The organism is Methylobacterium sp. (assembly GCF_028290105.1).
Classification (GTDB): domain Bacteria; phylum Pseudomonadota; class Alphaproteobacteria; order Rhizobiales; family Beijerinckiaceae; genus Methylobacterium.
In genome coordinates this window covers 40,496-65,232 of record NZ_JAQGKL010000015.1, presented here as the reverse complement: position 1 = coordinate 65,232, position 24,737 = coordinate 40,496, and the positions used below count along the sequence as shown (strand labels likewise).

The 24,737-nt window shown below is 69.5% G+C and carries 24 protein-coding genes; 7 read left to right on the top strand and 17 right to left on the bottom strand.

Translation table 11 applies throughout. The features are described 5' to 3' along the window. Positions 1-74: 74 nt before the first annotated feature. The 6 genes from lpdA to JWQ05_RS01220 all read right to left on the bottom strand — a co-directional run bounded on the left by lpdA (position 75) and on the right by JWQ05_RS01220 (position 6,460). Complete coding sequence (lpdA, locus tag JWQ05_RS01245; RefSeq protein ID WP_299653211.1) at positions 75-1,514, bottom strand: dihydrolipoyl dehydrogenase; 1,440 nt, start codon at positions 1,512-1,514, stop codon at positions 75-77. A gap of 82 nt (positions 1,515-1,596) precedes the next feature. Then, positions 1,597-2,997, bottom strand: a complete 1,401-nt coding sequence (locus JWQ05_RS01240; RefSeq protein WP_299653208.1) for a pyruvate dehydrogenase complex dihydrolipoamide acetyltransferase — start codon at positions 2,995-2,997, stop codon at positions 1,597-1,599. Between the two features lie 43 nt (positions 2,998-3,040). Next, positions 3,041-3,322 (bottom strand): DUF5076 domain-containing protein, encoded by a 282-nt coding sequence (locus JWQ05_RS01235; protein WP_299653205.1) that lies wholly within the window; start codon positions 3,320-3,322, stop codon positions 3,041-3,043. A 61-nt stretch (positions 3,323-3,383) separates the two neighbouring features. Beyond that, complete coding sequence (locus tag JWQ05_RS01230) at positions 3,384-4,826, bottom strand: pyruvate dehydrogenase complex E1 component subunit beta (protein WP_299653203.1); 1,443 nt, start codon at positions 4,824-4,826, stop codon at positions 3,384-3,386. A gap of 82 nt (positions 4,827-4,908) precedes the next feature. Then, a complete protein-coding gene (gene pdhA, locus JWQ05_RS01225) occupies positions 4,909-6,003 on the bottom strand; it encodes a pyruvate dehydrogenase (acetyl-transferring) E1 component subunit alpha (protein ID WP_299653200.1) in 1,095 nt (364 codons plus the stop codon). A 145-nt stretch (positions 6,004-6,148) separates the two neighbouring features. Continuing rightward, positions 6,149-6,460 carry a septum formation initiator family protein gene (locus tag JWQ05_RS01220; protein ID WP_299653217.1) on the bottom strand — a complete coding sequence of 104 codons (312 nt, stop codon included), beginning with the start codon at positions 6,458-6,460 and terminating at the stop codon, positions 6,149-6,151. Positions 6,461-6,539: 79 nt separating this feature from the next. Here JWQ05_RS01220 and JWQ05_RS01215 point away from each other — a divergent pair, with 79 nt between their 5' ends. Together JWQ05_RS01215 and mntR are read left to right on the top strand one after the other, a co-directional pair. Further along, positions 6,540-7,427 carry a LysR substrate-binding domain-containing protein gene (locus JWQ05_RS01215; protein ID WP_299653197.1) on the top strand — a complete coding sequence of 296 codons (888 nt, stop codon included), beginning with the start codon at positions 6,540-6,542 and terminating at the stop codon, positions 7,425-7,427. Positions 7,428-7,528: 101 nt separating this feature from the next. Next, positions 7,529-7,981 (top strand): manganese-binding transcriptional regulator MntR, encoded by a 453-nt coding sequence (mntR, locus tag JWQ05_RS01210; protein ID WP_299653194.1) that lies wholly within the window; start codon positions 7,529-7,531, stop codon positions 7,979-7,981. A gap of 18 nt (positions 7,982-7,999) precedes the next feature. On the opposite strand, the gene JWQ05_RS01205 is transcribed toward mntR, so the two are convergent. Genes JWQ05_RS01205 through JWQ05_RS01195 form a run of 3 tightly spaced genes read right to left on the bottom strand, consistent with a single transcriptional unit; the run spans position 8,000 to position 14,714 of the window. Next, positions 8,000-8,917, bottom strand: coding sequence for a transglutaminase family protein (locus tag JWQ05_RS01205; RefSeq protein WP_299653191.1), 918 nt, complete (start codon positions 8,915-8,917; stop codon positions 8,000-8,002). Further along, positions 8,914-11,433: a circularly permuted type 2 ATP-grasp protein gene (locus JWQ05_RS01200; RefSeq protein ID WP_299653188.1), complete on the bottom strand. Its 2,520-nt coding sequence runs from the start codon at positions 11,431-11,433 to the stop codon at positions 8,914-8,916. The genes JWQ05_RS01205 and JWQ05_RS01200 overlap by 4 nt, the downstream gene beginning before the upstream one ends. Continuing rightward, positions 11,430-14,714: a DUF2126 domain-containing protein gene (locus JWQ05_RS01195; RefSeq protein ID WP_299653185.1), complete on the bottom strand. Its 3,285-nt coding sequence runs from the start codon at positions 14,712-14,714 to the stop codon at positions 11,430-11,432. The genes JWQ05_RS01200 and JWQ05_RS01195 overlap by 4 nt, the downstream gene beginning before the upstream one ends. Positions 14,715-15,144: 430 nt before the next feature. On the opposite strand from JWQ05_RS01195, the gene JWQ05_RS01190 reads away from it, so the two are divergent. After that, positions 15,145-16,293 (top strand): putative zinc-binding peptidase, encoded by a 1,149-nt coding sequence (locus tag JWQ05_RS01190; RefSeq protein ID WP_299653182.1) that lies wholly within the window; start codon positions 15,145-15,147, stop codon positions 16,291-16,293. Here JWQ05_RS01190 and JWQ05_RS01185 read toward each other — a convergent pair whose 3' ends face one another. The 5 genes from JWQ05_RS01185 to JWQ05_RS01165 form a co-directional block, all read right to left on the bottom strand. Continuing rightward, positions 16,294-16,704 (bottom strand): acyl-CoA thioesterase, encoded by a 411-nt coding sequence (locus tag JWQ05_RS01185; RefSeq protein ID WP_299653179.1) that lies wholly within the window; start codon positions 16,702-16,704, stop codon positions 16,294-16,296. Between the two features lie 90 nt (positions 16,705-16,794). After that, entirely contained in the window at positions 16,795-16,923 is a 129-nt protein-coding gene (locus tag JWQ05_RS01180; protein ID WP_299653176.1) for a hypothetical protein, read from the bottom strand. 189 nt (positions 16,924-17,112) lie between these two features. Next, positions 17,113-17,403, bottom strand: a complete 291-nt coding sequence (locus JWQ05_RS01175) for a hypothetical protein (RefSeq protein WP_299653174.1) — start codon at positions 17,401-17,403, stop codon at positions 17,113-17,115. Between the two features lie 152 nt (positions 17,404-17,555). Then, a complete protein-coding gene (locus tag JWQ05_RS01170; protein WP_299653171.1) occupies positions 17,556-17,741 on the bottom strand; it encodes a DUF1508 domain-containing protein in 186 nt (61 codons plus the stop codon). Positions 17,742-17,902: 161 nt separating this feature from the next. Continuing rightward, on the bottom strand, positions 17,903-19,402 hold the full coding sequence (locus JWQ05_RS01165) for a DEAD/DEAH box helicase (protein ID WP_299653168.1): 1,500 nt from the start codon (positions 19,400-19,402) through the stop codon (positions 17,903-17,905). A gap of 423 nt (positions 19,403-19,825) precedes the next feature. Here JWQ05_RS01165 and JWQ05_RS01160 point away from each other — a divergent pair, with 423 nt between their 5' ends. The 3 genes from JWQ05_RS01160 (at position 19,826) to JWQ05_RS01150 (ending at position 22,491) form a co-directional block, all read left to right on the top strand. Then, positions 19,826-20,506 carry a hypothetical protein gene (locus JWQ05_RS01160; protein WP_299653165.1) on the top strand — a complete coding sequence of 227 codons (681 nt, stop codon included), beginning with the start codon at positions 19,826-19,828 and terminating at the stop codon, positions 20,504-20,506. A 153-nt stretch (positions 20,507-20,659) separates the two neighbouring features. Next, positions 20,660-21,268, top strand: coding sequence for a polysaccharide biosynthesis C-terminal domain-containing protein (locus JWQ05_RS01155; protein ID WP_299653162.1), 609 nt, complete (start codon positions 20,660-20,662; stop codon positions 21,266-21,268). Beyond that, positions 21,268-22,491 (top strand): GNAT family N-acetyltransferase, encoded by a 1,224-nt coding sequence (locus JWQ05_RS01150; protein WP_299653159.1) that lies wholly within the window; start codon positions 21,268-21,270, stop codon positions 22,489-22,491. Before JWQ05_RS01155 ends, JWQ05_RS01150 begins: the two co-directional genes overlap by 1 nt. Before the next feature lie 163 nt (positions 22,492-22,654). Here the strand turns inward: JWQ05_RS01150 and JWQ05_RS01145 are convergent, their stop codons facing one another. The 3 genes from JWQ05_RS01145 to JWQ05_RS01135 form a co-directional block, all read right to left on the bottom strand. Continuing rightward, positions 22,655-23,008 carry a hypothetical protein gene (locus JWQ05_RS01145; protein WP_299653157.1) on the bottom strand — a complete coding sequence of 118 codons (354 nt, stop codon included), beginning with the start codon at positions 23,006-23,008 and terminating at the stop codon, positions 22,655-22,657. 17 nt (positions 23,009-23,025) lie between these two features. Further along, positions 23,026-23,301 (bottom strand): hypothetical protein, encoded by a 276-nt coding sequence (locus tag JWQ05_RS01140; protein ID WP_299653154.1) that lies wholly within the window; start codon positions 23,299-23,301, stop codon positions 23,026-23,028. A gap of 113 nt (positions 23,302-23,414) precedes the next feature. Further along, positions 23,415-23,705: a hypothetical protein gene (locus tag JWQ05_RS01135; protein ID WP_299653151.1), complete on the bottom strand. Its 291-nt coding sequence runs from the start codon at positions 23,703-23,705 to the stop codon at positions 23,415-23,417. 179 nt (positions 23,706-23,884) lie between these two features. Between JWQ05_RS01135 and sseA the strand changes: the two genes are divergently transcribed. Then, entirely contained in the window at positions 23,885-24,733 is an 849-nt protein-coding gene (gene sseA, locus JWQ05_RS01130) for a 3-mercaptopyruvate sulfurtransferase (RefSeq protein ID WP_299653148.1), read from the top strand. The last annotated feature ends 4 nt before the right edge of the window (positions 24,734-24,737 follow it).

Below are 24,737 nucleotides of genomic sequence, written 5' to 3'. Positions count from 1 at the left end.
TGCCGGGTTTCGCAGCGTCCTGAGCGACGCCCGGCCTCCCGCCCGCGCCTCGCAGGAGACGCGGGAGGGTCGGCTCACGTGTGGATGGCGCGCCCATACGCGTCGAGCACGCTCTCGTGCATCATCTCGCTTAAGGTCGGGTGCGGGAAGACCGTGTGCATCAGGTCCTCCTCGGTGGTCTCCAGGTTCATGGCGACGACGTAGCCCTGGATCAGCTCGGTGACCTCCGCGCCGACCATGTGGGCGCCGAGCAACTGGCCGGTCTTGGCGTCGAACACGGTCTTCACGAGTCCATCCGGCTCGCCGAGCGCGATGGCCTTGCCGTTGCCCGCGAAGGGGAAGCGCCCGACCTTCACGGCAAAGCCCAACTCCTTGGCCTTGGCTTCGGTGAGGCCCACGGAGGCGATCTGCGGCTGGCAATAGGTGCAGCCGGGGATCTTGGCCTTGTCCATAGCGTGGGTTGGGAGGCCCTTGATCGTCTCGACGCAGAGCACGCCCTCGTGCTCGGCCTTGTGGGCGAGCATGGGCGGGCCGGCCACATCGCCGATCGCGTAGAGGCCCAGCACGTTGGTGCGGCCCAGGCCGTCGGTGACCACGATGCCGCGCTCGATGGCGACGCCGAGCTTTTCGAGCCCGATACCCTCGATGTTGCCGACGACGCCGACGGCCGAGATCAGCTTCTCGGCGGTGATCTGCTGCGCCTTGCCGTCCGTGGTCTCGATGGTGGCGGTGACCGACCCGGCCGCCTTTTCCACCTTCGTCACTTTGGCGCCGGTGAGGATCTTGATGCCCTGCTTCTCGAAGCGCTTGCGGGCGAGGCCCGCGATCTCGGCATCCTCCACGGGCAGGATCTGCGGCAGCAGTTCGATCACCGTCACCTCCGCGCCCATGGTGCGGTAGAACGAGGCGAACTCGATGCCGATGGCGCCCGAACCCATCACCAGAAGGGATTTGGGCATCGTCTCCGGCACCATGGCCTCGTAATAGGTCCAGATCTGCTTTTTGTCCGGCTCGATGCCCGGGATCGCACGAGGACGCGCGCCGGTGGCGACGATGATGTGCTTGGCCGAATAGGAGCCAGCGGCGAGCGCCCCCTTGGGTGCCGGGGCGCGGCTCGTCTCCTTCACGGTGACTTGACCCGGCGCGTTGCCCGTCGGGGCTTCCTCGATGGTGGCCTCGCCCCAGATCACGTCGACCTTGTTCTTCTTCAGCAGCATGCCGACGCCGCCGTTGAGCCGGGTCGAGACCCCACGCGAGCGCTTGACGATGGCCGCGGTGTCGAACCCGATCTTTTCCGCCGACAGTCCGTAATCCGCCGCGTGCTGCAGGTAGTGGTAGATTTCGGCCGAACGCAGCAGCGCCTTCGTGGGGATGCAGCCCCAGTTGAGGCAGATGCCGCCGAGATGCTCGCGGTCCACCACCGCCGTCCGGAACCCGAGCTGAGCCGCCCGGATCGCGGCCACGTAGCCGCCGGGCCCGGCGCCGACGATGAGGATGTCATAGGTGTCGGCCATGGCGCACTCCTACGCCCCTCCCCGCTTGGGGTTGGGCTTGAGGGATTGGATGGGGACGGCCTGCTCCGCCCGTCGAACGAGGCTAGACCAGCATCCCGATCGGATTCTCGATCAGGGCCTTGAACGCCGAGATCAGTTCCGCGCCCAAGGCGCCGTCGAGCACCCGGTGGTCGCAGGAGAGCGTCGCCGTCATGACTTGCGCGACCGCCGGGGCGCCGTCGCGCACCACGATGCGCTTCTCGCCGGCGCCCACCGCGAGGATCGAGGATTGCGGCGGGTTGATCACCGCCGTGAAGTGCTTGATGCCGAACATGCCGAGGTTCGAGACGGAGGTGACGCCGCCCTGGTATTCCTCCGGCTTCAGCTTCTTGGCGCGGGCGCGGGCCGCGAAATCCTTCATCTCGTTGGAGATGGTGGAGAGCGTCTTCTGGTCGGCCCGGCGGATCACGGGCGTGAACAGCCCGCCGTCGATCGCCACCGCCACGCCGACCTCGGCGTTGTCGAAGCGCAGGATCCGGTCCTCGGCCCAGACCGCGTTGGCGGCCGGCACCCGCATCAGCGCGAGGCCCATGGCCTTGATGACGAAGTCGTTCACCGAGAGCTTGAACGGTGGCTTGCCGTCCTTCGTCGTGCCCGCGCTCCTGTTGAGCTGTTCGCGCAGGGCCATCAGCGCGTCGAGTTCGCAATCCACCGTGAGGTAGAAGTGCGGGGCCACCTGCATCGCCTCGGTGAGGCGCTTGGCGATGGTCTTGCGCATCCCGTCGAGGGGCACTTCCTCGAACGTCCCCTTGGGGTAGAAACCGCGTACCTGATCGGTCGTCAGTCCGACAGGCGCCGCAGCCTTGGCGGGCGCAGGCGCGGCCGGGGCGCTTGCCGCCCTCGGCGGCTCGGCGGCCTTCTGCGCTGCGGCGGGTGGGGCCTGGCCGGTGCCGCTGGCGAGCGCGGCGCGGACATCGCGCTCGATCACCCGACCGCGCGGCCCCGAGCCGGTGAGCGCGCTGAGGTCGACGCCTTCCTGCTTGGCGATCCGGCGGGCGAGCGGCGAGGCGAAGACGCGTCCGGACTCGGCCTGCGCGCCGCCGCCGGGGACGGCACCATCCGGCGCCTCGTTGACGCGGGCATAGGCCATGGTTCCGCCGCCGGGCGTCGCGTTCTCGGTTGATCCCGACTTCGGCCCCTCGGCCTTCGCCTCCGTCGTGGGCGCTGCCCCGCCCGGAGCCTGGACGGTCGCCGGATCTTCGCCGTCCGCCGCGATGATCGCGATGAGGTCGTTCACCGGCACGTCGGCGGTGCCCTCGGCGACCAGGATCTTGGCGAGCACGCCCTCGTCGATGGCCTCGACCTCCATCGTGGCCTTGTCGGTCTCGATCTCGGCGAGCACGTCGCCGGATTTGACCGCATCGCCCTCCTTCTTCAGCCACTTGGCGAGATTGCCCTTCTCCATCGTGGGCGACAGGGCGGGCATCAGGACGTTGATGGGCATGGTCGGAAATCCTGAGCGTCTGCGGGCGATGTGGGGGCGGCGGTCAGTTCAGAATGGGCGCGTCGGGGTCGAGGCTCTCGGCCTCGAAGCCCGCACGGATGCGCTCGAAGGCCTCCGCCTCGGATGTCTCTGTCTCCAGCGCGTAGACCCGCGCCGCCTGCCGGGCGAGGTCCGCGAGCAGCCGGCCCCAGGTGGCCGGATCGTCGAAGGAGCGCCTCAGCGCGATGCTCACCGCGCCATCGACGACGCTGGCACGCAAAACCTCGATGCCACCGTGTTCGAGGGCATCGGGCGGGGCGGAGAGTTCTTCGAATTTGTCGGTCATCGTCCTCGTCTCCGGTCTCTCGCCGCGCGGGGCGAGAGGGGGAGGTGGCCATCCCGGGGCGTCAGCGGTAGCAGACCGCCTTCACGGCCTCGATCACCTCGGCGACGTTGGGCAGCGCGAGCTTTTCGAGGTTGGCGGCGTAGGGCATCGGCACGTCCTTGCCGGTGACACGCAGGACCGGGGCGTCGAGGTAGTCGAAGGCATCGACCATCAGGCAGGCCGAGATCTCGGCGCCGATGCCCGATTGCGGGAACCCCTCCTCCACGGTGACGCAGCGGCCGGTCTTGCGCACCGATTCCACCACCGTGTCGGTGTCCATGGGGCGGAGCGTGCGCAGATCGATCACCTCGGCCTCGATGCCCTCCTCTGCCAGCGCCTGCGCCGCCTTGAGGGCATAGCTCATGCCGATGGAGAAGGAGACGATGGTGACGTCCTTGCCGGTGCGGTGGATGCGTGCCTTGCCGATGGGCAACACGAAATCGTCGAGCTTCGGCACCGGAAAGCTCTGGCCGTAGAGGATCTCGTTCTCGAGGAAGATGATCGGATTCGGGTCGCGGATCGCGGCCTTGAGCAGGCCCTTGGCATCGGAGGCCGTGTAGGGCGCGATCACCTTGAGGCCCGGCACGTTCGAGTACCACGCGGAATAATCGTGGCTGTGCTGCGCGCCGACGCGGGCCGCCGCACCGTTGGGCCCGCGGAACACGATGGGACAGCCGAGCTGGCCGCCGGACATGTACAGGGTCTTGGCCGCCGAGTTGATGATGTGGTCGATCGCCTGCATGGCGAAGTTGAAGGTCATGAACTCCACGATGGGGCGCAGGCCCGTGAAGGCCGCGCCCACGCCGATGCCGGCAAAGCCATGTTCGGTGATCGGGGTATCGACCACGCGGCGCGCGCCGAATTCCTGCAGCAATCCTTGCGTGATCTTGTAGGCGCCCTGGTACTCGGCGACCTCCTCGCCCATGACGAAGACGGCGTCGTCCCGGCGCATCTCCTCGGCCATGGCGTCGCGCAACGCCTCCCGTACCGTCGTGGAGACCATCTCGGTGCCGGCCGGGAACTCTTCCATCACGGGCGCCGGCGCCTTGTTGGTGATGGTGGCGGGCGCGGCCGGCGCCTTCGGCGCATCGTCCCCCGTTTTGGCGTTCGGGGCGGGCGTCGCGGCCTGTCCTTCGGCCTGCATGTCCGGGGTTGGGGCGGGCTGCGTCGCGGCGTCGGCCTTCGGGGCAGCGCCACCGGTGGAAGCCGCCGAGACATCCTCGCCCTCGGCGGCGATGATGGCGATCGGCGTGTTGACCTTCACGCCCTCGGTGCCCTCGGCGATCAGGATCTTGGCGAGCACGCCCTCGTCGATGGCCTCGACTTCCATCGTCGCCTTGTCGGTCTCGATCTCGGCGAGCACGTCGCCGGATTTGACCGCATCACCCTCGTTCTTCAGCCATTTGGCCAGCTTGCCCTCCTCCATCGTGGGGGAGAGGGCGGGCATCAGGATGTCGGTCGCCATGGAATACTCGTCGATCGAGGATGAGCCGGTCAGCCCTTCGGAGGCGGGAGCGCGGCCGCGCGCCTGAGCGGCGGCCGGCGCCTCAGGCGCGGGCGTCCAGCAGGATGTCGGTCCACAATTCGGCCGGATCGGGCTCGGGGTCGTGCGTGGCGAACTCGGCGGATTGATTGACCGTCTCGCGCACCTTGGCGTCGGTGGCCTTGAGGTCTGCCTCGGGCACGCCGTGCATCTCGATGAGGCGCTTGCGCACCATCTCGATGGGGTCGTGCTCCTCGCGCATCTTCGAGACCTCGTCCTTGGTCCGGTACTTGGCCGGGTCGGACATCGAGTGGCCGCGATAGCGGTAGGTCTGCATTTCGAGAATGTAGGGACCCTCGCCGGAGCGGGCATGCTGGATCGCCCGGGTGGCCGCCTCGCGTACGGTGCGCACATCCATGCCGTCCACCTGCTCGCCGGGGATGCCGAACGAGATGCCACGCCGGGAGAAGTCGGTCTGCGCCGAGGCGCGGGCCACCGAGGTCCCCATGGCGTAGCGGTTGTTCTCGATCACGTAGACAACGGGCAGCTTCCAGAGCTGCGCCATGTTGAAGCTCTCGTAGACCTGGCCCTGGTTGGCGGCGCCGTCGCCCATATAGGTTAGGCTGACCTGGCCGTTCTTCCGATAGGCGTCCGCGAAGGCGAGGCCGGTGCCGAGCGAGACCTGAGCACCGACGATGCCGTGCCCGCCGAAGAACTGCTTCTCGCGGGAGAACATGTGCATCGAGCCGCCCTTGCCGCGGCTGTAGCCGCCGCGCCGTCCGGTCAGCTCGGCCATCACGCCCTTGGGGTCCATGCCGCAGGCCAGCATATGGCCGTGGTCGCGGTAGCCAGTGATGACCTGATCGCCGTCGACCGAGGCCATCTGCATGCCGATGACGACCGCTTCCTGGCCGATATAGAGGTGGCAGAAGCCGCCGATCAGGCCCATGCCGTAGAGCTGCCCCGCCTTCTCCTCGAAGCGGCGGATCAGCAGCATCTCGTGGTAGGCGTGGAGGTCTTCCTCGCGGGTGAACTGGGGCGCGTTCGGAGCCGGCGCATGGGTTTCGGCCGGGTTTCCGGCCTCGATCGATGCTGACGGGCTGGCCTCCGGCAGGCTTGGGTCGGAAGCGGCTCGGCCTGCATCCTTCGCGGCATCCATCGGCGAACTCCCCGGGGAACATCTGTTCTCACCGGGGTTCTAGGACACGCCTCGGGGGAAAGCGAGGCCGGCCCACCGACAGAAGGGGGAAGTTGTCAGGTCACCTGCGGGCGAAAATCCGAGTGATTTCCGCGTTCCGCCGGCCTCAGGGATCGATGATCACGACGTCGTTGACGTGGACGCGGCCGAGCATGACGCGGGCGCGCTCCTCCAGGAGATCGCGGTCGATCTGGTCACTGCGCAGGAGCGCGACCCGATGCTCCCAGATGGCGCGGTCGGCCTTGGCGGCGGTGAGTTCCTGGTTCAGGCCGCGCGCCTGGATCTTGAGGGCGCGCTTGGCCTCGAGGCCGCGGTTGCCGCTCTCGGCCTGATGCACGAAAAAGCCCACGACGAGGCCCGACACGGCGTAGAGGCCGAGGGGCATCAGAACAGCACGGACGCGACGACGGACCACCATGCCGGCAGGATGGGCGGGCACGGTTAAGAAAGTCCTGACGCGCGCGGGAGAATGCCATGCGGACGGTACGGCGAACGCCATGATGCGCTTCGATCTCGTCGATCTCGGCCTGTTCCGCCACGTGGTCGAGGCGGGCTCGATCACCCACGGGGCGGCCCGGGCCAACCTCGCGCTGGCCGCCGCCTCCGTGCGCATCCGCGCCATGGAGGAGACGCTCGGGGCGGCGCTGCTCACGCGGGGACGCCTGGGCGTCGTGCCGACGCCGGCGGGGCGCACCCTGCTCGCGCATGCGCGCGGGCTCCTCGACCGGATCGACCGGATGCAGGAGGATCTCGCGGCTTTCTCCGGCGGCACGGTGGGGCAGATCCGCCTCGTCTCCAACACGAACGCCCTCACCGAATTCCTGCCCGAAGTCCTGAGCGCGTTCCTCGCCCGCCAGACCGGGGTCAGCGTCGATATCGAGGAGCGCACCTCCGACGAGATCGTCGGGCTTGTGGCCGAGGGCTCGGCCGATCTCGGCATCGTCGCCGGGACCGTGGATACCGGAGCGCTGGAGACCTATCCCTTCCGGCAGGACCGCTTCGTGATGGTGGCGGACCCCGGGCATCCCCTGGCCACCCGAGACGCGGTCGCGTTCGCGGAGGTCATCGAGCATCCCCTGGTCGGGCTCGACCGGACCAGCGCGCTGACGCGCTTTCTCGCGGACAAGGCGGCGCGCACCGGGCGCCCGCCCATGCGTCTGCGCGTGCAATTGCGCAGCTTCGATGCGATCTGCCGCCTCGTCGCCTGCGGCGTCGGCCTCGGCATCGTGCCGCAGACCACCGCCGCCCGCGCCGCCCGCACCATGCCCATCGCCATCGTGCCCCTGGAGGATGCGTGGGCGTTGCGCGACCTCACGATTTGCGTGCGTTCGCTCTCGGCCCTCCCCCGCTTCACGCGCGATTTCGTGGCGCAACTGCGGGGTTGAGCCGGCTTTCGAACTTTGGGGCTCCCCTCCGGCCCCCGGCTTCGGTACAAACCGGCACGGGCGTCCATCCGGTGCGCCAGAGTGGGGAGTCCGCCGGCCACATGCAGGATCCGACGTCCTCCACGCCCGACACCGCCCTCATCGACGCCGACGTCCATGTGGAGAGCTTCCGGCAGGCCCGCGAGGCGCGCCGCCTCGAACTCGTGGAAGACTATGTCGAGCTGATCGCCGACCTGATCGGGGATGGCGGCGAGGCACGCCAGGTCGACATCGCGGCCCGCCTCGGCGTCGCCCAGCCGACGGTCGCCAAGATGCTCAAGCGCCTGGCCGAGGACGGCCTGGTGCAGCAGCGCCCCTATCGCGGCGTATTCCTGACGGAGGCGGGCCAGGCACTCGCCGTGCAGAGCCGCGAGCGCCACCGCATCGTCGAGCAGTTTCTCTGCGCCCTCGGCGTCAGCCCCGAGATCGCACGCCGCGACGCCGAGGGCATCGAACACCATGTCAGCGCCGAGACGCTGGAGGCGTTCCGGCTGTTTACGGCGCGCACGGTCTGAGGCGCAAAGCCTGAGCGTTCAGGCGGAGGCGGTCTCGGGCGTCGTGGAATGCTCCGGCATGGGCTCGCCATCCGGAATGACGTCGACTTCGACTTTGAGCTTCTGCGGCCCGGACGAGGACACGATCCCGTCGATGGGCGAGACGTCGGTGTAGTCGCGCCCGCGCGCCACCACGATGTGGTCGTCGCACATGCCGATCCCGTTGGTCGGGTCGAGGCCGATCCAGCCGTCCCCGCACCAGACCGAAACCCAGGCGTGGCTCGCATCAGCCCCGCGCAGGCGCGGCCGGCCGGCGGGGGGGATCGTGCGCAGGTAGCCGCTGACATAGGCGGCCGGCAGGCCGAGGCCACGCAGGGCCGCGATCATGATGTGGGTGAAATCCTGGCAGACGCCGGCCCGGAGCGCAAAGGCTTCGGCCAGAGGCGTGTGCACGCTGGTGGCCTTCGAATCGAATTTGAAGTCCGCCCGGATGCGCCGCATCAGGTCGAATGCTCCGCCATAGGCGCTGCGGCCGGGCGGGAAGCTCGGCCGGGCGTAATCCGTCACCACCGGCACCAGGGGCACCCGCACGCTCGGGAACTGGAAATGCACGGGGCGCTCCGGTCCGAGGCCCCGTCCGGTCACGGCCGCGTCACGCACCTGTTCCCAGGGACGCCCGGATTCCGGCGCGGGCAGCGGGTCGCGCTCCACCCGCACCCGCGACAGGGATTCGACCCGCAGCTCGGTGTGCGGCGCATCGATCGTCACGCAGACCACGTCGAGGCCGAAATAGTCGCGCCGCACTACGCGGGTGCCCGGCTCGGGGCTGATGGTGAGTGAACTGTCGAGCACCGTCTGGCCCTCGCCGTCGCGAGGGCGCAGGCGCAGGGCGCAGCGCGCGAAGCGCACGGGGCGGGCGTAGCGGTAGGTGGTGAGATGGCGCAGCGTGTAGATCACGCGAGACCCACGAGCTTTTCGGGGCGCAGGGCGTGCGGCCCGTTGGGGAAGTAGCGGGTGGCGATGGCGTCGGCGAGGTGCTCGACCTCGTTCTCCAGCCGGGTCAGGGCGGCGCCGTCGAACTCCGCCGCCTCGCCGGTGGCGAACTCCGCCGCGAGCTTGGCCGCGAGGCGCTGGTGCGGCTCGGGAAGGCCGTCGGCCCGCAGCACCGGCAACTGGCCGAGATGGCGTGCGATCGCCTCCACCTGGAAGGCCACCGAGCGCGGGTTGAAGGGGTCGAGGAGCACCATGTCGCGCACGGGGTCGAGGGCGACGCCCTGGAGGTAGCGCGCGCCGAACGAGACATGGGCATCGCAGAGCGACAGCATCACGCCGAGATCCTCGGCGGTCGCCGCATCGCCGGCGAAACGCGTGGCGAAGGCGCAGGTGTTGATCGCCCGCTCGATGCGCCGGCCGAGATCGACGAAATGCCAGCCGGCGGTGCGGTTCATGTTCTCCTGGGCCAACCCCGACAGGGCCGCGATGTGGCTGAGCGCCCGCTCCGCGAGGCCGAGAAGCTGGGCCTCGGGCAGACCTTGAGCCGGATCGATCTCCAAGAGGTCCTTGAGGTCGGCCAATGCCCGCCACGCTTCGCCTGAGAGGCGTTCGCGCAAGGTGGCGGCGTTGGCCCGGGCCGAGAGGCTGTGGCGGAGGGCGGAGCCATAGGCGTCCGGCCCGCTCAGCGCCTGCTGGGCCAGGGCCGCCGTGGGCAGGTCCGGCGCCTCGATGGCGCCCCACTCGTCGAGGAGCGCGCGGATGCGAAGCGCCGTCGGCGCCTTGGCGTCACCCGCCATGTCGGCGATCACAGCCGAGCCGACGCTGCCGAGATGCGCGATGACGAGGCGGATCACCGCCTCCGCCCGTTCGACGTAGCGTCCGAACCAGAACAGGTTGTCGGCGGCCCGCGACGGCAGGTGCCCGGCGATGCGGCGCACCCGGGCCGAGCCCGGCTGGATCAGCGTGACCGCCTCGACGGGATCGCGCGACAGGATCCAGACGTCGGCGGACTTGATGCCGGCGCGCATCTCCAGCGGCTCGACGTCGGGCCGCTCCGAGATCCGGCAGAAGCCGCCCGGCATCACGCGCCATCCGTCGGCCGTCGCCGCCGCGAACACCCGCAGCACGAAGGGCCGCGGCACCAGCTTGAGGGTGCCGCCGGTCCGGTCCCAGGCCGGCATGGTGGCGAGCGGCATCGCTTCCTGGGCGACATAGTCGAAGGGGCGGTCGCGCAGGGCCGAGAGCAGCCGGTCGCGCTCGGCGTCGAGGGCGTGGGGGGCCAGGATCGCGTCCCGGACCGCTCCCTTGGGCGGTGTCGCCACCGGCCGCAGGCTCAGGGTATCGAGGTTGTCGCGAACCTCGGCCAGGGCGTCCGGATCGCCGCACCACCACGTCTTCGGACCTGCGAGTTGGAGGTCGGTGCCGAGCAATCTTCGGGCGATGCCCGGCAGGTAGGCGGCGAGCGCGCCCGACTCGAGCAGCCCCGAGCCGGGCATGTTGCCGACGACGAGGCTGCCGTTGCGCAGGGCCTCGACGAGGCCGGGCACCCCGAGGCGCGAGGCCGGGTTGAGTTCGAGGGGATCGACGTAGTCGGAATCGATACGCCGCCATAGCACGTCGGCGCGCTTCAGGCCGGAGACGGTGCGGATGTGCAGGGCGCCGTCCTGCATCACGAGGTCGTCGCCCTCGACGAGCAACAGGCCAAGGTAGCGGGCGAGCGCCGCCTGCTCGACATAGGTCGAGCTGAACACGCCGGAGGTCAGCAGGCAGATGCGCGGATCGCTGCGCTCGGCCCCCGCCGCCAACCCGTCGCGAAGGGCCTGGAAGAAGGCGGCGAGGCGCTCGACCTGCAGGTCGGCATGGAGATCCGGAAAGGCCCGGGTGAGGACGAGGCGGTTCTCCAGCGCGTAGCCCGGCCCCGAGGGCGATTGCGTCCGGTCGGCCAGGACCCGCCAGCGCCCGTCGGGCCCGCGCGTCACGTCCGCCGCGTAGAGCTTGAGGTAGCGCCCGCCCGGGGGGGCGACGCCCACGAGGGGGCGCATGAATTCCGGGCTGCCCGCGACGACGGCCGCCGGCAACAGACCCTCGCCCACGAGACGCCCCGCGCCGTAGACGTCGGCCAGGATCGATTCCATGAGCCCGGCGCGCTCGATGATGCCGGCGCTCAAGGTCTCCCAGTCGGCCTGCTCGATGACGAGGGGCAGAGACCCTAATGGCCAGGCATGGTCGCGCTTGTCGCCGTAGATCCGGTACGAGATCCCGGTGTCCCGGATCCGGCGCACCGCCGAGACGAAGCGGGTGCCGATCTCCGCTTCGTCGAGGTCGCCGAGACGGTCGAGGAAGCGCGGCCAGGCCCCCTTGGTCCGGCCCTCCGCATCCATGAACTCGTCCGGCACCCCGGCCTGCGGCCTGTAGGCGGAGGTCCAGCGCGCGAGGCGCTCGGCCCGTCCCCGGACCTCCGCTTCGGCCGCTTCGCTCATTGGGGCGTGTAGCCCGGAGGTGCCGGCGTGCGCAGGTCGAGCGTCATCGGGAACTCGCGGTTGGTCTCCTCCGGCGGCATCGCGATCCGGCCCGGGGTGTGGCCATGGGCCTGGAAGCGGGCGAGACGCCGCCCCTCGGCCTCGTAGGTGTTGACCGGGAAGGTTTCGTAGTTGCGTCCGCCCGGATGGCTGACATGGTAGCGGCACCCACCCAGCGAGCGTCCGCTCCAGGCATCCAGGATGTCGATGGTGAGCGGCGAATGGGCCGGAATGGTCGGGTGCAGGGACGAGGCCGGCTGCCACGCCTTGAAGCGCAGGCCCGCCACCGCCTCGCCGGCGACACCGGTACCGGTCATCGGCAGGCGCCGCCCGTTGCAGGCGATGATGTGCCGGCCGGGGACATAGCCCTCGACCTTCACCTGCAGCCGTTCCACCGACGAATCCACGTACCGCACCGTTCCCCCGATCGCGCCCTCCTCGCCCAGAACGTGCCAGGGTTCGAGGGCTTGGCGCAGCTCCAGCTTCACGCCGCCCTGCTCCACCGTCCCGAAGACCGGGAAGCGGAACTCGCGCTGCGCCACGAAGGCCGCCGGGTCGAAGTCGTAGCCGGCGGCCCGGAGGTCTTCCAGCACGCCGACGAAGTCGGCCCACAGGAAGTGGGGCAGCATGAAGCGATCGTGCAGGCCCGTGCCCCAGCGGACACAGCCTCCCGTCTGCGGCTCGCGCCAGAGCCAGGCCACGATGGCGCGCAGCAGGAGCTGCTGGGCGAGACTCATGCGCGGGTCCGGCGGCATCTCGAACGAACGGAATTCGAGCAGCCCGAGGCGGCCCGTGGGTCCGTCCGGCGAGTAGAGCTTGTCGATGCAGATCTCGGAGCGGTGGGTGTTGCCCGTCACGTCCACGAGGATGTTGCGGAAGATGCGGTCCACGAGCCAGCGCGGGATGTTGGGCTCGTCGGGTTTCGGCACCTGCGCCATCGCGATCTCGAGCTCGTAGAGCCCGTCGTGTCGCGCCTCGTCCATGCGCGGGGCCTGGCTCGTCGGGCCGATATAGAGGCCGGCGAAGAGGTAGGACATCGCCGGGTGGCGCTGCCAGTAGAGCACGAGGCTCTTCAGCAGGTCGGGCCGGCGCAGGAACGGCGAATCGTTCGGCGTCGCGCCGCCGAGCACCACGTGGTTGCCGCCGCCCGTGCCGGTGTGGCGTCCGTCGGTCATGAACTTCTGCGCCCCGAGGCGGATCTGCCGGGCGTCCTCGTAGAGGTCGCTGGTGATCCGGACGGCGTCGCGCCAGGTGGGCGCCGGATGCACGTTGACCTCGATCACGCCGGGATCGGGGGTCACCTTGATGACGTTCAGGCGCGGGTCGAAGGGCGGCTCGTAGCCCTCGATATGCAGGGTCAGCTTCAGCTCGGCGGCCGCGTCTTCCAGGTGGCCGAGGAGTTCGAGGTACTCGTCCACCCGCTGCAGCGGCGGCATGAAGACGTGGAGCACCCCGTCGCGCGGCTCCACCGCGAAGGCGGTGCGCACGGCCACACCCATCACGCCGGAGCCGTTGACGGTCTTGGTGCCGGGATGCCCTTCGGGCAGGGCGTCGCGCGCTTCCAGCGTGTCCTGCGGCTGGTAGTAGGGGTAGTGCTCCTGCGCCACGTAGGGCAGCGAGGAGAGCGGCAGGCGGTAGCCCACGGGCGAATCGCCGGGGGTCAGGAAGGCGTGGCCGCGCCGGAATTCCCAGGGTTCGGAGATCCAGAGCCGATCGGAATCGCCGTCCTTGCCGGTGGGCAGGCTCGCCAGCGGCAGGGCGTAACCGGCGGCCTCGCCGAGGCCGCGCTCGAACACCCGTGCCATGCGGGCATTCGTCTCCGGGTTCGGGTAGTGCGGCTCCGCGGTGGTGACGTTGACCGGCAGGTCGTCACGCTTCTCGCCCCAGTAAACCGGGTCCTCGAAGGCCGGGAACACGTAGGCGCCGAGCCCGAGGCGCCGGGCGACGCCATCGATGAGGTCCTTCGCGTTGTGGATGTTCGCGTCGCGCGCACCGTCCTCGGGCGCGATGAGGGCGGCATCCTTCCAGATTGGTACCCCGTCCCGGCGCCAATAGAGGGCGAAGGCCCAGCGCGGCAGGCTCTCGCCCGGGTACCACTTGCCCTGGCCGTAATGCAGCATGCCGCCCGGCGCGAAACGGGTGCGCAGGCGCCGGATCAGCTTGTCGGCGAGGCCCCGCTTCGTCGGGCCGACGGCGGAGGCGTTCCATTCGGCGGACTCGAAGTCGTCGACCGAGACGAAGGTCGGCTCGCCGCCCATGGTCAGGCGCACGTCCTGCGCGGACAGGTCCACGTCGATGCGCTCGCCGAGCGCGTCCATCGCGGCCCAGACCTCCTCGGAGAATGGCTTCGTGATGCGCGGGGCTTCCGCCACGCGGGTCACCGACATCTCGAAGCCGAACTCGACCTTCGCGGGCTCGGCAAGCCCCGAGATCGGGGCGGCGGAGGCGTAGTGCGGGGTGGCGGCAAGCGGGATGTGGCCCTCGCCGCAGAGCAGGCCGGAGGTGGCGTCGAGCCCGATCCAGCCCGCACCCGGCAGGTAGACCTCGGCCCAGGCGTGCAGGTCGGTGAAGTCGGTCGTGGTGCCGGCCGGGCCGTCCACGGCGGTGGTGTCGGGAACGAGCTGGATCAGGTAGCCCGAGACGAAGCGGGCGGCCATGCCAAGGCGGCGCAGGATCTGCACCATCAGCCAGGCCGAGTCCCGGCAGGAGCCGCTCTTTAGGGTCAGGGTCTCGGCGGCGCTCTGAACGCCGGGCTCCATGCGCACGCCGTAGGTGATCTCCTGCGCCACCTGCGCGTTCAGCGCCACGAGGAACAGCACCGTGTTCTGTTCGCCGGGCAACCGCTCCAGGAACGCGTCGACCTCGGGCGCCATCGCCTCGTCGAGAACGAGGTAGGGCTTCAGTTCGGCGGTCAGATCCTCCGCGTAGGTGAAGCCGCGGACCTGTGCGTAGTCCTCCACGAAGAAGTCGAACGGGTTGATCACCGACATGTCGGCGGTGAGATCGACTTCGATCTTCAGTTCGGTTGTCTTCTCGGGGAAGATGAGACGGGCGAGCCAGTTGCCGTTCGGGTCCTGCTGCCAGTTGATGAAGTGGTTTTCCGGCAGGACCTTCAGCGAGTAGGCCGGCACGGCGGTGCGCGTATGCGGCGCCGGGCGCAGGCGGATCACCTGAGGGCCGAGCGCGATCGGCCGGTCATAGGTGTAGTGCGTGACGTGATGCAGGGCGGCTTTGATCGACACGGGGGCTCCCGCTGTATCTGGACAGGGCGCCGGGCGTGCGACGAGGCACGCACCGGTTGCGGAGGAACCGGGCACCGCCCTGCGGTGTCCCGGAGCAAGCTTCACGATGACATACGCGAACCGGGCCCCATGCGCGATGCCCTTGCGGGCAACGGCCTTGTGGTTGTTCGCGGCGTCCGGTCGCTCCCGGCGCGGGCAGCCGAGACGCATCCGGATGCTCATCGGCTTGCAAGTTTCATGCACCCTGCAACCGACCCCCCGCTGCACACCGGCGGCCGGAACTTCGCCCGCGACACGCACTTTGGCATGCTGAGGCGCATCGGTTCGACGGTGGACGCGTCCACGGGGGGCAGTCCGTTCACCGGCGGTGTGCTATGCAACGCTCTGCGCGGCTTTCACAGCGACAGGAAAGGCGTCCCACGACGGCTCCATGAAGATCTTCCAGTGTCAGGCTTGCGACCAGCCGATCAGCTTCGAGAGCACCCATTGCGAGAGCTGCGAGCGCCGGCTTGGCTACGCCAGCGACATCCACGAGATGTCGGCTCTGGAACCCGTTGGCGGCGTCTGGCACGCCTACGCGAACCCAGCCCGCAAGTATCGCTTCTGCGCCAACGCTCATTTCGATGCCTGCAACTGGCTGGTGCCGGAGGATTCTCCGAACCGCTACTGCGTCACCTGCCGGCACAATCGCGTGGTCCCGGATCTCTCGATCGGCTGGAACCTGACCCGATGGCGTCAGATCGAGGCGGCCAAGCATCGGCTGTTCTACTCGCTGCTGCGCCTCGACCTGCCCCTGATGACGCGGGACGAGAACCCGACGACCGGCCTCGCCTTCGACTTTCTCGTCGATCCGTCCGAGAGCTACCAGATCGGGCCGCCGGTTCTGACGGGCCATCGCAGCGGCCTCATAACCCTCAACATCGCCGAGGCCGACGACGTCGAGCGTGAGCGCCGGCGAATGCTGTTCGGCGAGTATTACCGAACCCTGCTCGGGCATTTCCGGCACGAGATCGGGCATTACTTCTGGAACGTCCTGGTGCGCTACGACCAGAGCATCTGGACCTTCCGGTCTCTGTTCGGGGACGAGCGGATCAACTACTCGGGCGCGCTCCAGCGCCACTACGCCCAAGGCGCGCCGCCGAACTGGGAAGAGAGCTTCGTCAGCGCCTATGCGACCGCCCATCCGTGGGAGGATTTCGCCGAGACCTGGGCGCAGTACCTGCACATCGTCGACACGTTGGAGACGGCGAGCACGTTCGAGATGCACGTGCGCCCGCGCCTGCGTCACGGCCCCGCCGAGCCTGTGGTGATCGATTTCGATCCCTACCGGATGTCGGATTTCAGCCGAATCGTGGAGACATGGCTGCCGCTGACCTACGCGGTCAATTCCCTGAGCCGCAGCATGGGCCAGCCCGCGCTCTTCCCGTTCAAGCTGACACCGGCGGTGATCGCCAAGCTGTCCTTCGTGCACGAGCGCATCGAGACGGTGCGCTGCATGGGCAGCAGCAACGCCGACGCGGACATCCTGAAGGCGGTGATCACGGGCCTGCGCCAGAAGGTGGCCGCGCCCAACGCCTGACTATCGATTCGAAGGCTGGTCCTGCTCGATGGGGCGCGGACGTCCTTCGTCGTCGATGGCCACGAAGGTGAACGTCGCTTCCGTCACCTGTTCGCGCATCTGTGTGCGGAAGCGACGGGCCCAGGCCTGGACGGCGATCTTCATCGACGTGCGGCCCACCCGCTCGATGCGCGTGTAGACACAGAGCACGTCGCCGACCCGCACGGGGCGGATGAAGGTCATCGCATCCACCGCGACCGTGACCGCCCGCCCCTGCGAGCGTTCGACCGCCGCGATGCCGCCGGCCTGATCCATCTGCGACATGACCCAGCCGCCGAAGATGTCGCCGTTGGCGTTCGTATCGGCCGGCATCGCGATGGTGCGCACCGCGAGTTCGCCGCTTGGAACTCTCGTGCCGTCCGTCTCTGCCATGATGTCACTCGTTTCCCGTCGCCCGGCCACTCGACCGGGGCATCACCATAGGCGCACGGCAGTCTGTCCGCCCACCCATTGCAATTGCCGTCAGGGCATCACGCCCGCAGCCTTCAGGCCACCGGCGAGAATTACGGCGAGGACCGAGACGATCAGTTCGAGCGGGATCGTCTCCCAGACTTCGCGCGGAGGCGCGAAGCGTGCGGCGATGGCGAACATGAGCGTTCCTCCGGAGCGACGCGATCTGACGCGCGCCGTCTTCCTTTCGGCAACTTACCGCATGTTCTGGTCGTTTCCCAGGCAAAATCAGGAAATTTAGTGCCTGAAAACGAAGAGGCCCGGCCCTCGTGTCAACGAGAGCCGGGCCGGCGGTACGATCACGCCTCTCGCGAGGCGATCAGCGGGGTCTCAGTAGAAGCGGCGAGGGCCGTAGAACCGGCGGCCGTAATAGGGACGCGGGCCATAGAAGCGACGCGGGCCGTAGTAGCGGCGGCCATAGAACGGACGCGGGCCGTAGAAACGGCGCGGGCCATAGAAGCGGCGACGGTAGCCGTAATACTGCACGGTCTGCACGGCAGCCGGCGCGGCCTCGCTTTGAAGGGCGAGGGCGGGACCGATCGGGGCGGCCGAGGCGCCCTGCGGCGCCGTGGCGGCAAAGCCTAGGGCCAGAAGCGCGGCCAACACGAGTTTCCTCAGCACGTTCTCAACTCCCTGGAATCTGTCGAAATTCGACGTCCCGCGCCCGCTCGTCGGAGAGGCCCGGTCGCAGCAAACGCACGAACGCCGAAAGCGTTGCGGGATCATCGCCGAGCCGTGACAGGCTGGTCAACGCATGCTTAAGCGCGGCCGGCTCAGGCGATCTTCAGGGTCATGTCCACGGTGGAGGCGGCGGCGCTCGCCTTCACGAGTCCGATGCCGTGCTCGCAATCCTCCCGGCGGACATAGGCCTCGGCGGAATCGGCGATCACGTTTCCGTTCTGCGAACGCAGGCGCCAGCGCCAGCCGCCGGCGGAATCCCGGTAGATTTCAAACCGCATCGCCGTCACTCCGATGAAACCGGACACGGGGTCCGGCCGTCATTCAGATGGCATGCCCCGGCGTCTTGGCAATGCCCCCGGTTCATGACCGGCGCACCGATACGAAAACGCCGCCCCGGCGAACCGGGACGGCGTGGTCTCAGATCAGGTCGTCGCCGCGATCAGGAGCGCGGGCCGCGATCCAGCCAGCCGATCGCGCGGCCTTCGCCGCTGCCCTGCGGGCGCGGAGCGCGGGGACGTTCGCCGCGCGGCTCGGCCCGGTTCTCGGACGGGCCACTCGGACGACGCTCGCCGCGGGGCTCAGACCGCGCTTCCTGGGGACGGGCGGCGCCGTCGGGACGGCTCGGACGGCCGGCGCCGCCACGGTTCTCACCGCCGCGACCCTCGAAGCCACGGCCCTGGCCGGGACGGCCACCTGGACGGCTGCTGGGGCGCTGGCCCTGGCGCTGGCCGGGGCGCTGACCCTGCGGTGCGGGGCGACGCTCCTCGGCCTGGGCGTTGTCCGCCGCTTCCTGGCGGGACGGAGGCGTGAAGCCCTCGGGGAAGGCGCCCACGGGGATCTTCTGGCGCGTGGTGCGCTCGATGTCCCGCAGGTAGGCCTTCTCCTCGTCGTTGCAGAACGAGATGGCGAGGCCATTGGCGCCAGCGCGCGCGGTGCGGCCGATGCGGTGGACGTAGCTCTCCGGCACGTTCGGCAGGTCGTAGTTGATGACGTGGCTCACGGCTTCGACGTCGATGCCGCGCGCCGCGATGTCGGTGGCGACCAGCACCCGGCAGGAGCCGTCCTTGAAGGCGGCGAGCGCCCGCTCGCGCTGCGGCTGGGACTTGTTGCCGTGGATGGCGGAGCCGGCGATGCCGACCTTCTCAAGGCCGCGCACGACACGGTCGGCGCCGTGCTTCGTCCGGGTGAAGACGAGCACGCGCTCGATCTTCGGATCGCGCAGGATGTGGTTGAGGAGAGCCTGCTTGGCGCCCGTATGGGCGAAGATGACCTCCTGGCTCACCCGCTCGGCGGTGGTGGCCACTGGGGTCACGGCGACCTGGACGGGATCGCGCAGGTACTGGTCGGCGAGGCCGGCGATGTTCTTGGGCATGGTGGCCGAGAAGAACAGGCTCTGGCGCTCTTTCGGCAGCATCTTCACGATGCGCTTGAGGGCGTGGATGAAGCCGAGGTCGAGCATCTGGTCGGCCTCGTCGAGGACGAGGATCTCGACGGCCTCGAGGGTCAGCGAGCGGCGCTCGATGAGGTCCATGAGGCGGCCGGGGGTCGCGACCAGGATGTCGACGCCGTTGGCCAGCGCCTTCTCCTGGCGAGAGATGGTGACGCCGCCGAACACCACGGTGTTGGTGAACGAAAGGTACTTCCCGTAATCCGAGAAGTTCTCGGCGATCTGGTTGGCGAGTTCGCGGGTGGGCGAGAGCACCAGCACGCGGCAGCCACGGCGGATCGCCTTGCGCGGGGTCTCGGCGAGGCGGTGCAGGATCGGCAGCGCGAAGGCGGCGGTCTTGCCGGTGCCGGTCTGGGCGATGCCGCAGAGGTCGCGTCCCTGCATGGCCGGGGTGATGGCCTGCGCCTGGATCGGGGTCGGGCTCTTGTAGCCGGCCTCTTCCAGCGCCCGCAGCACGGGCTGGGCGAGTCCGAAATCGGTGAATTGGGTCAAGGGGTAACTTTCAGGCAGCGGGACCGTGCCGGACGACCTCATGAACAGGATCGTCGTTGGAAGAGGTGGCCGGTCCGTTGAGCTGGAGCCGCCCGCGTGCGGGGGCAGTCCGGGTGCATGCACGTTGAAGAGAGGGGCTCAGGTCGCACGGGGCCCGCAGAAGCGATCCAGCGATCCGTCACGCAGCCCTCTCAAGCGGAACCATGACGGCCGCTGACGCTGCATGTGCGATATGGGCTTTCGCGCTTGCGAAGTCAATCAAGGGTGCCGGCCCAACCGGATGCGGCGTAGGCACCATGCATGGCGTGCATGAGGCCTCGTTGTCGATCTACCAGGGGTGCGAGCTGACCGGGGTAAGACGAAGCCGTTGACGCGTCGGCAACACTGGCGTGCTACCGCAATCCCACGACGCCGGAGGGACCGGTGGGGCTGGTTGTGCCCTGGGGATTCATGATCGCGCGGCACACCCTTACCTATGTGGGTTCACGGGGCTTCGCTGCGGCCCTGAACATGGCGGCGCTGGCGGTGTTCACACGCCTCGCGCCGACGGACGTGTTCGGATTCTACCTTCTCGTGCTGTCCTGGGCCCTCGTCCTCTACAGCGCGACCTGCCAGTGGCCGAAATTCTCGTTCTTCGCCCTCTATACCGAGGAGCGGGCCGCACCCCAGGTCGGCACCGTAGTGCGCCTCCTCGGCGGCATGGTCCTGATCGCGGCGCTGGTTGCCATCGCCGCCGCCGCAGCCGGGCTCGTGGCGCCTCGGGTGGCCGTCAGCATCCTCGTGGCGGTGTTCGGAATGATGGTCTTCGAGGGAGCGGCCGAGATCGCGCGGACCCGGCTGGAGGTCGGCGCCGTCGCCCTTGCGATCGTGCTGCGCGCCGTGCTGGTCCTGACGCTCGGCAGCACCGCCCTTCTCGCCGGGGGCGGTGCCCTCGGCCTGCTGCTCGCTACCGCCACCGCCAACCTGCTGGCGGCGATTCCCGCTCTCCTGTCTATCCGTACCCTGCTGCGCGGTACGGGCGACTGGGGGGAGGCCCGGCGCTTTCTCGACTATGGCTTGCAGCTGGTTCTTTACTTAGCGGCTGACGCGCTGGCGCAGACCTAGGACCGCCTGATCATCGGGGCCAGCATCGGCGTCGCCGAGCTCGGAGCCTACGGTGCGTTCGCCGACTTCCTGCGCCAGAGCTTCGTCGTCTTCGGCGACAGCATCGCGCTCTCCCTCATTTCGATCGCCAAGCACGAGGCCCGCGATGGCGGCTTGGGCGCGGCGCGCCCGGTGCTGGAGGATGCCGCGCGTCTGCTCACGGTGATCGCGGCTTTCGGGGCGGTGTTCTTCCTGTGTTTTGACGACCTCCTGGTCGGCATCCTCCTCGGGGCGGATTATCGCGGGACGGCCCTGCGCGTCGCGCCCCTGCTGATCGCGGCCAGCATCCTGCAGATGCTGCGCTCCTACTACTTCGGGCAGGTGATCTACTTCACCCGCACCAGCCACCTCGATGCCGTCGCTTCGGTGACGTTGCTCGTCGCCATCGGCGGACTGTCGGCGCTGCTGGTTCCCCGCTACGGAGTCGAGGGGGCGGCCATCGCGATGGTCGTCGGGCAGGCGCTGGCCTGCCTCGTGTTCCTGTTCGGTGCGCGGGATGGGAGCCGGATGCCGGTGCCCCTGCGCGACGTCGCGCTCATCGCGGCCGCCGCTTCCCTGTGCGGGCTCGTCCTCACCGGCTTCGACGCCGTGCCGCTTGACGCGCGCGCCGCGCTCGTCCTGAAGCTAGGCTGCCTCGGGCTGGTCTCGATCGGCACGGCCTGGCATTTCAACATCCTGGGCCTCGCCGATCAGGCGGTCCGCCGCTTCCGGCGCGCCGCCTGATGCGCCGCCACAAAATCCGCAGCGTGGTGACTCCGGACGGTCTCGTCGTGGCGCTACGTCCCCTCGACGCGAACGCGCCCTGGGTCGAGGCCTGGCGCGACCTGAGCCGGCGCGCGCTCGTCGATAACCTGTTCTACGATCCCGATTTCGCGCTGCCGGCGGCGGGCGCCTTCGGCCAGGGCGTTCAGGTCGCCATGGTCGGTGATCGGGCGCCGGAGGAGCCGGGGCTGCATCTCCTCGGCGCTTGGCCGATACGGACGACGCGCCTGCGCTGGGGCGTTCCGCTCATCCTGGCGATGGGCTGGATGCACGATTTCGGCATCTTCGGTGCGCCGCTCCTCGATGCGGCCGAGCCGGCCCGCGCCCTCGACGGCCTGTTCTCAGGCCTGCGCCGTCTCGTCGGCCCCCGCCTGATGTTGACCCACGTGCCGACCCGAGGGCCGTTCGCCGACCTCCTGTCGGGCTGGCTCGATCGAAACCGGCTCCGGCACGCCCGGTTCTGGGCGCATGAGCGCGCCTTCCTCGACCTTGCCGCTCACGATTTCGCAGCGCGCGCGGCGTATCTCGATCACATCTCCTCCCGGAAGCGGCGAAAGCTCAGGCAGGCCTGGGACCGGCTGAACGCCGAGGGCGCGGTCACGACCGAGACGATCCGCGACCCCGCCGACCTCCCTGCCGCCATCGACGATTACATCGCCCTGGAGGCTGGCGGCTGGAAGGGCCGGCGCGGCACCGCCATCGCGGACGATCCCGCCCAAGTCGCGATGATGCGCGGAGCCGTCTTAGGCCTCGGTGCCCGCGGGGCCGTGCGCATCGACCGCCTCCGCCGCGACGGGCGGACCTTGGCGGCCGTGATCAGCTTCATCACGCGCGGGCAGCTCTGGAGCCTGAAGATCTCCTACGATGCGGCGGCCGCGAAGCATTCCCCCGGCGCGCTGGCCTTCCACCGGCTGACGCAAGCCATTGTCGCCGACACGGCGATCACGCGCGCGGATTCCTGCGCGCCTCCGAACTATACCTTGCCCGAGACCTTCTGGACCGAACGGTTGGCGCTCGCCCATATCCTCGTCGAGACGAAGGGCGGCGATCCGCTCTTTCCCCTCGCGGTGCGGCTGGAGCGGATCCGCGCCGCCGCCAATGTCCGACTCAAGGCGTGGCGGCAGCGGCTTCGAGCGCGGCGGGACAATGGTGCGGCGGCCGCGGAGACCACCGGCGACGCTTGATCCTCGATTGGGCTCAAACCGCCGGGAACAGGGTCTTGCGCTGCGAAAGCGTATGCGAAACGCATCATCAAAGCGATGGAAGCTGCGAGGCGCAGTGCCGAACGGCCGCCGGTCAGATTCCATTCTTCAGAAGCGGCCTCACCACCCACCCATGCCGAGTCTCTCACCAGCCGAAGCGGCCGATCTCCGCGAGGCGGGCCTGGACCATGGCTTCGTCTCGCCCGAGGGTCGCGATACGCTGGGAGAGGCCGTAGCAGGTACCGCAGAAGTCGAGTTGTAGCAGCGGCATGCCGTCGGCGCGGGCCCGGGCGACAGACCCGATCAGGCAGGCGATCACCGGTTGCCCCTCCGGAATGCCGAGGCATTCGGCGCGCGGGCTGCCGAACAGCGGCCGGTTCGGCCAAGCCAGCGAGACCACCGTTCCGCCGCGCCGGTCGGGGGCCGGAGGCACCGTGTAGCTGCGCACGAACAAGGCCGCGAAGGCGACGAACAGGAGCGGAAGGATGAGGGCGCGCATGGGTCGTCTCGCCGTCGTCAGGCCGGCTCGTCGAAGCGGCTCCAGCGGAAGACCTCCGTGCCGGCGCCGTCGATGACCCGGACCGCTTCGGCGGGCGCACCGGAGCGCTGCGGCGCGCGGGCACGCGCGAACAGCGTGAGGGCGCGCTCCTTGGCGGCCTCGACGGTGCCGGTGCGCACCGAGACGCGCTGGCGCACGAAGTCTTCGCCGCGCGCGTCGGCTTCGTCTTCTGAGGCCAGTACCTCGATGTGATAGGTCTCGCGCGGCTTCAAGGCGGCTCCGTCCGGCTCCATCGTGGGGGTTGACCTTAACCACCGCGCTCGCGAATGGCACCGCTCGGACGCCGGGTGCGACGAAAAAGGCCGGGCGCGAACCGCCCGGCCTCGTCGCGATGAGCGAACCGCGCCTAGCGCGGCAGGGCGCCGCTCGGTGCCGCACTCGATCCGGTCCCGCCTGGGCTCATCGGCCGGCCAGCGGTGGGAATCGGCGCCGCGTTCGGATTGCGCGCCGCACCCGCACCGGGCCCGGCCGTCGCGCTGCCGGCGCCCGTGCCACCGGTGGTTCCGGCGCTGCCGCGCACGCTCCCGGGATTGTTCACGCTGCCGCCGGCACTTCCGGGCAGGTTGGATTGGGCTTCGGCGGCTCCGGCGAGGAACGCGGCGGCCGACGCGGCGAGGACGAGGGTGGCGAGGCGCATGGTGGAACTCCGATTGGGCGTCGTGTCGGCTTCCAACGTCGCCCAGGGCGGGCTTGTTCAGGGGGGCATGGTCCGCAGGGCGTGCAACACCGGCCGGGATGTGGTTTGGTGAAGGCCTCCGCCCGCTCGAACGCGCCTCCCAGCCGGGTCATCCCCGGCGCAATCGAACAGAGAACCTCATGGCGACGACGCCCTTTGTCACGGCCGAATGGCTCCATGCCCGCCTCGGCGCCCCGGACATCGTGATTCTCGACGCGTCCTGGTACCTGCCGGCCCAGGGGCGGGACGCCCGCGCCGAGTACCTCGCCGGGCACATCCCCGGCGCCATCCGCTTCGACATCGACACGATGAGCGACGAGACCTCGCCCCTGCCCCACACCCTGCCGCGCCCGGAGGTCTTCGCGTCCCGCATGCGGGCGCTCGGCATCGGTGACGGCGCGCATATCGTGGTCTACGACGGCATGGGCCTGTTCTCGGCGCCACGGGTGCGCTGGATGCTGCAGACGTTCGGCGTCCGCGACGTCGAGATCCTGGAGGGCGGCTTTCCCGCCTGGGTCGCGGCGGGCTACCCGATCGAGGAAGGCGAGGGCCGGCCGCGCGCCCGCCGCCACTTCACCGCCCGCCTCGACCACGGCGCGGTCGCCGATGCCAGCGACGTCGCCCGTGCCCTGGACACGGGCGCGGCGCAGGTCGTCGATGCCCGCTCCGGTCCCCGCTTTCGCGGCGAGGAGGCGGACCCCCGCCCCGGCGTTCGTCCCGGTCACATGCCGGGCGCCCGCAACGTGCATTACGCCGCGCTCCAGACCGAGGGGCGCCTGAAGGACGCGGCATCCCTGCGCGCCGTCTTCGCCGAGAACGGCGTCGATGTGGGCAAGCCCGTCGTCACCACCTGCGGCTCCGGGGTCACCGCCGCCATCGTCGGCCTAGCACTCGAGACGCTGGGGCGCCCGCCGCGCGCCCTCTACGACGGGTCGTGGTCGGAATGGGGTTCGGATCCGGCGCGCCCTGTGGCGGCCGGCCCGGCCTGAAGCC

Coding starts and splice junctions, on each gene's coding strand:
- lpdA (WP_299653211.1), bottom strand. CDS start 1,514: ATGGCCGACACCTATGACATCCTCATCGTCGGCGCCGGGCCCGGCGGC.
- JWQ05_RS01240 (WP_299653208.1), bottom strand. CDS start 2,997: ATGCCCATCAACGTCCTGATGCCCGCCCTGTCGCCCACGATGGAGAAG.
- JWQ05_RS01235 (WP_299653205.1), bottom strand. CDS start 3,322: ATGACCGACAAATTCGAAGAACTCTCCGCCCCGCCCGATGCCCTCGAA.
- JWQ05_RS01230 (WP_299653203.1), bottom strand. CDS start 4,826: ATGGCGACCGACATCCTGATGCCCGCCCTCTCCCCCACGATGGAGGAG.
- pdhA (WP_299653200.1), bottom strand. CDS start 6,003: ATGGATGCCGCGAAGGATGCAGGCCGAGCCGCTTCCGACCCAAGCCTG.
- JWQ05_RS01220 (WP_299653217.1), bottom strand. CDS start 6,460: ATGGTGGTCCGTCGTCGCGTCCGTGCTGTTCTGATGCCCCTCGGCCTC.
- JWQ05_RS01215 (WP_299653197.1), top strand. CDS start 6,540: ATGATGCGCTTCGATCTCGTCGATCTCGGCCTGTTCCGCCACGTGGTC.
- mntR (WP_299653194.1), top strand. CDS start 7,529: ATGCAGGATCCGACGTCCTCCACGCCCGACACCGCCCTCATCGACGCC.
- JWQ05_RS01200 (WP_299653188.1), bottom strand. CDS start 11,433: ATGAGCGAAGCGGCCGAAGCGGAGGTCCGGGGACGGGCCGAGCGCCTC.
- JWQ05_RS01190 (WP_299653182.1), top strand. CDS start 15,145: ATGAAGATCTTCCAGTGTCAGGCTTGCGACCAGCCGATCAGCTTCGAG.
- JWQ05_RS01185 (WP_299653179.1), bottom strand. CDS start 16,704: ATGGCAGAGACGGACGGCACGAGAGTTCCAAGCGGCGAACTCGCGGTG.
- JWQ05_RS01180 (WP_299653176.1), bottom strand. CDS start 16,923: ATGTTCGCCATCGCCGCACGCTTCGCGCCTCCGCGCGAAGTCTGGGAG.
- JWQ05_RS01170 (WP_299653171.1), bottom strand. CDS start 17,741: ATGCGGTTTGAAATCTACCGGGATTCCGCCGGCGGCTGGCGCTGGCGC.
- JWQ05_RS01150 (WP_299653159.1), top strand. CDS start 21,268: ATGCGCCGCCACAAAATCCGCAGCGTGGTGACTCCGGACGGTCTCGTC.
- JWQ05_RS01145 (WP_299653157.1), bottom strand. CDS start 23,008: ATGCGCGCCCTCATCCTTCCGCTCCTGTTCGTCGCCTTCGCGGCCTTG.
- JWQ05_RS01140 (WP_299653154.1), bottom strand. CDS start 23,301: ATGGAGCCGGACGGAGCCGCCTTGAAGCCGCGCGAGACCTATCACATC.
- JWQ05_RS01135 (WP_299653151.1), bottom strand. CDS start 23,705: ATGCGCCTCGCCACCCTCGTCCTCGCCGCGTCGGCCGCCGCGTTCCTC.
- sseA (WP_299653148.1), top strand. CDS start 23,885: ATGGCGACGACGCCCTTTGTCACGGCCGAATGGCTCCATGCCCGCCTC.